Origin of the sequence: Candidatus Protofrankia californiensis (genome assembly GCF_900634765.1) — a bacterium.
GTDB lineage: Bacteria > Actinomycetota > Actinomycetes > Frankiales > Frankiaceae > Protofrankia > Protofrankia californiensis.
In genome coordinates this window covers 20,123-25,212 of the sequence record NZ_CAAAFT010000412.1, presented here as the reverse complement: position 1 = coordinate 25,212, position 5,090 = coordinate 20,123, and the positions used below count along the sequence as shown (strand labels likewise).

The following is a 5,090-nucleotide window of genomic DNA, read 5'->3' as shown; positions in this document are numbered from 1 at the left end:
CTCGCGGCGCGGCGGGTGACGGTGAGCCGGTTCGAGCTGCTGGCCCGCCGCGGAACGGATCTCGACGTGGTCGTGGCCTGTTCGAGCGGCACCTACGTCCGTGCGCTGGCTCGTGACCTCGGCGAGACGCTGGGATGCGGCGCCCATCTGCGCGCCCTGCGACGGTTGTCGGTGGGCCCGTTCGACCTCACCGAGGCGATCACGCTGGATGCTCTTGCCGAGGTCGGGGCAGGTGCGCTGCGCCCGCTGGCCGATGCCGTCGGCGCGCTGTTTCCCCGTCGCCAGGTGGACACCGACGAAGCGTGCGCAATATCTCATGGCCGCAGACTGCCGCCGTTCGGCGTGTCCGGCACCTATGGTGTCTTCGGCCCCGCCGGTGAGCTCCTTGCCCTGGCCCAGGACACCGAGGATGCCTGCCGGTCGTTGGTGGTTTTCGCGCAGCCTTCGGCAGCGCAAGAGACATGATCGCGTCGCCTTTGGCTCCTGGGCCCGAAGAGATCCCGATAGGCTTTTGAACGTGCAGCGGTGGCGTGAAGTGCGCAATACGCCGGACGACTGGCCCGGTGGTGTCGTGACGATCGGTTTCTTCGACGGTGTCCACCGCGGCCACCAGCAGATCATCGCTCGCGCGGTCGAGCGCGCGCACAGGGCGGGTGAGCCGGCCCTGGTGCTGACGTTCGACCCGCATCCGGCGGAGGTCATCCACCCGGGCAGCCACCCAGCGCTGCTGACCACCCCCGAGTTCAAGGTCGAACTGCTGGAACGCCTTGGTGTCGACGCCGTATGCGTGCAGTCGTTCACACCCGAGTTCAGTCTGGTGTCACCGGAGGATTTCGTCCACGACATGCTGCGACGCCAGCTGCGGCCGAGCGCGGTGGTGGTCGGGGAGAACTTCACCTACGGTCACCGGGCGGCGGGGAACCTGGAGAGCCTGCGCCGCAGCGGCGCGGCGGAGGATTTCGCGGTGGAGGGCGTCCGGCTCATACGCGAGGATGACCATGTGCTCTCCTCCACGCACATCCGGGCTCGTATCGCCGAGGGCGACGTGGTGACGGCGGCGCGGGCGCTGGGCCGTGACCACCGGGTCGAGGGGACCGTGGTGCACGGTGATGCGCGCGGGCGGACTATCGGATATCCGACGGCGAATCTCGAGACCACCAGGTATGCGGCGGTGCCGGCGGACGGTGTCTATGCCGGGCATGCGGTGCGCTCCGGCGACCGGTATCCGGCGGCGATCTCCATCGGGACGAACCCCACGTTCGACGGGACCGATCGCCGCGTCGAGGCGTACCTGCTCGACTTCGACGACGATCTCTACGGCGCCCGGCTGGCGTTCGAGTTCACCGAGCGGCTGCGCCCGACCCTGCGTTTCGATTCCGTGGGCGACCTCGTCACCCAGATGGCGGCCGACGTGACCGCCACCCGCAAGATCACAGCGGTTACGGGCTCGCAACGCTAGGTGTGCAACACTGGGAGGTCGGGGCAGTACCCGCTGGGTTGGTAAGCTTCGACACCAGACGAGCGTGGTGTGTCCGTCAGCCCGGGTGAGGCAGACTCCGGGCGCGCATCCTGCCCGGTGACAGAAAGAGGTTTCGCGTGCCGCTCGCGAGCAACGTCAAGCAGCAGATCTTGTCCGAATACGCCACGGTCGAGCGTGACACCGGCTCCCCCGAGGTCCAGGTGGCAATGCTCACGCGGCGGATCAGCGACCTGACCGAGCACCTCAAGGCGCACAAGCACGACCATCACAGCCGGCGGGGGCTCCTGCTGCTGGTGGGGCGCAGGCGGCGGCTGTTGAACTACCTCGCCAACACCGACATCAACCGGTACCGGTCGCTGATCGAGCGGCTCGGGTTGCGGCGGTAAGGGCGGGTGAGGGGGGAGCGATGTCGCACATGAGGCGATGTCGCTTCCATTGATCTGACCGGGTCCGTGACGGCGCGAGCTGTCGGTCCTCGGTGGTGGTGTCCGGGTAGGTCGTTACGACGACCCCGGAGGCTTCGACTGAGCGCCGGCCTCCTCGGCGAGACGGACCCGGCCGATGTTGAGGAGGAGTGGTGCCAGTGGAGGATCAGATAATCTCGACCGAGGCGGTCATCGACAACGGTGCCGCCGGCCGGCGGACGGTTCGTTTCGAAACGGGCCGGCTGGCCCGCCAGGCGGCCGGCGCGGCCGTCGCCTACCTGGGCGACACGATGGTGCTGTCCGCGACGACGGTCAGCAAGCAGCCCAAGGAACAGCTCGATTTCTTCCCGCTGACGGTGGACGTCGAGGAGCGGATGTACGCGGCCGGGCGCATCCCCGGTTCGTTCTTCCGGCGGGAGGGGCGTCCGAGCGAGGACGCGATCCTGACCTGCCGCCTGATCGACCGTCCGTTGCGGCCGTCGTTCGTCAAGGGCCTGCGTAACGAGATCCAGGTCGTGGCGACGGTGCTCGCCCTCGACCCCGACACGCTCTACGACGTGGTCGCGATCAACGCTGCCAGCGCGTCCACGACGCTGGCGGGGCTGCCGTTCTCGGGTCCGATCGGGGCCACCCGGGTCGGTTACGTGGACGGCAACTGGATCGCCTTCCCGACCCATGCGGAACTGGAGCGGGCAACCTTCGACATGGTCGTGGCCGGCCGTGTCCTCGAGGACGGCTCCGACGTCGCGATCATGATGGTCGAGGCGGAGGCGACCGCGCACACGGTTCCGCTGCTCGCCGCGGGCTCGTCCGCGCCGACCGAGGAGGTCGTGGCCGCGGGGCTGGAGGCGGCCAAGCCCGCCATCCGGGAGCTGTGCCGCGCACAGCGCGAACTGGCCGAGCGGGCCGCCAAGCCCACCCGTGACTTCCCGTTGTTCATCGACTACCACGACGACGTGCTGGAGGCGTTGTCGATAGCGGTCGGTGATGAGCTGGCCGCGGCGCTGCGCATCGCCGGCAAGCAGGAGCGGGAAGCCGAGCTCGACCGGGTCCGCTCACTGGCCGCGGAGAAGGTGGTGGGCCAGTTCGAGGGGCGGGAGAAGGAGATCGGGGCGGCCTACCGCGCCCTGACCAAGAAGCTGGTGCGCCGGCGCATCGTCGCCGACGGTATCCGCATCGACGGGCGTGGGGTCACCGAGATCCGCGAGCTGTCGGCGGAGGTCGACTTCATTCCCCGGGTGCACGGATCGGCTCTGTTCGAGCGGGGCGAGACCCAGATCCTCGGCGTGACCACCCTGGCCATGCTGCGGATGGAGCAGACGATCGACACGCTCAACCCCGACCGCACCAAGCGCTACATGCACAACTACAACTTCCCGCCGTATTCCACTGGGGAGACCGGCCGGGTCGGCTCGCCGAAGCGGCGTGAGATCGGTCATGGCGCTCTGGCCGAGCGGGCGCTGCTGCCGGTGCTGCCCAGCCGGGAGGAGTTCCCGTACGCGATCCGGCAGGTCTCCGAGGCGCTGGGATCCAACGGGTCGACCAGTATGGGTTCGGTCTGCGCGAGCACGTTGTCGTTACTGAACGCCGGTGTTCCGCTCAAGGCCGCCGTCGCCGGGATCGCGATGGGGCTGATTCACGAGGGTGATGACTTCGTCACGCTCACCGACATTCTCGGTGCCGAGGACGCCTACGGCGACATGGACTTCAAGGTCGCCGGAACGCGGGAGTTCGTCACGGCCCTCCAGCTCGACACGAAGCTGGACGGCATTCCCGCCTCCGTCCTCGGGAACGCGCTGCAGCAGGCGAAGGCCGCGCGCCTGGCGATCCTCGACGTCATGGCCGAAGCCATCGACGGGCCGGACGAGATGTCCACCCATGCTCCACGGGTCATCTCCGTCAAGATTCCGGTGGACAAGATCGGTGAGGTCATCGGCCCGAAGGGCAAGATGATCAACCAGATCCAGGCGGACAGCGGGGCTGAGATCACCGTCGAGGACGACGGCACCATCTACATCGGTGCGCAGGACGGTATCTCCGCGGAGAGCGCCCGTTCGGCGATCAACGCGATCGCCAATCCCCAGATGCCCGAGGTCGGGGAACGCTACCTGGGCACGATCGTGAAGATCACGACCTTTGGCGCGTTCGTCTCGCTGACCCCGGGCAAGGACGGGCTCCTCCACGTCAGCAAGCTCAAGCAGCTTTCCGGGGGGAAGCGGGTGGAGAAGGTGGAAGAGGTGGTACAGGTCGGCCAGAAGCTCCAGGTCGAGATCACCGACATCGACAGCCGCGGAAAGATCAGCCTGGCTCCCGTGGTCGAGGACGCCGACGGCGTCCCGGTCGGGGCCTGACCGCCGCCGGTGACCGACACGGGTATCACCAGGGCAGGTCTGCTACCGGACGGCACGTTGTGTGAGGAGCTGCTGTCCGGCACGGTCCGGCGGGCGGTGCTGCCGGGTGGGCTGCGGGTGCTGACCGAGAAGGTGCCCGGGGTCCGTTCGGTCGCGATCGGGATCTGGGTCGGCGTCGGCTCGCGTGACGAGAGCCCGCTGACGGCGGGCTGCTCCCACTACCTCGAACACCTGCTGTTCAAGGGCACGCCCTCCCGGGACGCGCTCACGATCAGTGCGGCGATCGAGGCGGTCGGCGGTGAACTGAACGCCTTCACGACCAAGGAGTACACGTGCTACTACGTACGGGTGCTCGACAGCGATCTCGCCGACGCGGTCGAGGTGCTCAGCGACATGGTGTGCCATTCGCTGGTCACCGCCGATGACGTCGAGGCGGAACGCGGCGTGATCCTCGAAGAGATCGCCATGCACGACGACGACCCGAGCGACGTCGTGCACGACGTGTTCACCTCGGCGGTGCTCGGCGACACCGAGCTGGGACGTCCGGTGCTGGGAACGACCGAGTCCATCGAGGGTCTCAAGCGCGACACCATCGCCGAGTACTACCGGTCCCGGTACACCCCCTCGGAGATGGTGGTCGCGATCGCCGGCAACATCGACCACGAACGGACGCTCGCGCTTGTCGCGTCGGCGTTCGCCGACCGCCTGGGCGGGACGGACGCTCCGGGTGCGGTGCGCGGTGGTTCCTATGCCTACCCCGCCGACGCTGCGGGTCTGGTGGTCAACCGGCGTCCCACCGAGCAGGCGCACGTCGTGCTCGGCACCGTCGGGATG

General features: G+C 68.3%; 4 protein-coding genes and 1 pseudogene. All 5 read left to right on the top strand.

Annotated elements, in window-relative coordinates:
• A pseudogene (gene truB, locus DD1DGNOD_RS29975) lies at positions 1 to 465 on the top strand (tRNA pseudouridine(55) synthase TruB); the annotation flags it as partial.
• A gap of 52 nt (positions 466 to 517) precedes the next feature.
• On the top strand, positions 518 to 1,459 hold the full coding sequence (locus DD1DGNOD_RS21240) for a bifunctional riboflavin kinase/FAD synthetase (protein WP_131770912.1): 942 nt from the start codon (positions 518 to 520) through the stop codon (positions 1,457 to 1,459).
• A 137-nt stretch (positions 1,460 to 1,596) separates the two neighbouring features.
• Complete coding sequence (rpsO, locus tag DD1DGNOD_RS21235) at positions 1,597 to 1,866, top strand: 30S ribosomal protein S15 (protein ID WP_131768274.1); 270 nt, start codon at positions 1,597 to 1,599, stop codon at positions 1,864 to 1,866.
• A 188-nt stretch (positions 1,867 to 2,054) separates the two neighbouring features.
• Entirely contained in the window at positions 2,055 to 4,256 is a 2,202-nt protein-coding gene (locus DD1DGNOD_RS21230) for a polyribonucleotide nucleotidyltransferase (protein WP_430827849.1), read from the top strand.
• A gap of 9 nt (positions 4,257 to 4,265) precedes the next feature.
• The coding region (locus DD1DGNOD_RS29970) for a M16 family metallopeptidase (protein WP_241255888.1) at positions 4,266 to 5,090 on the top strand (825 nt) is incomplete at its 3' end.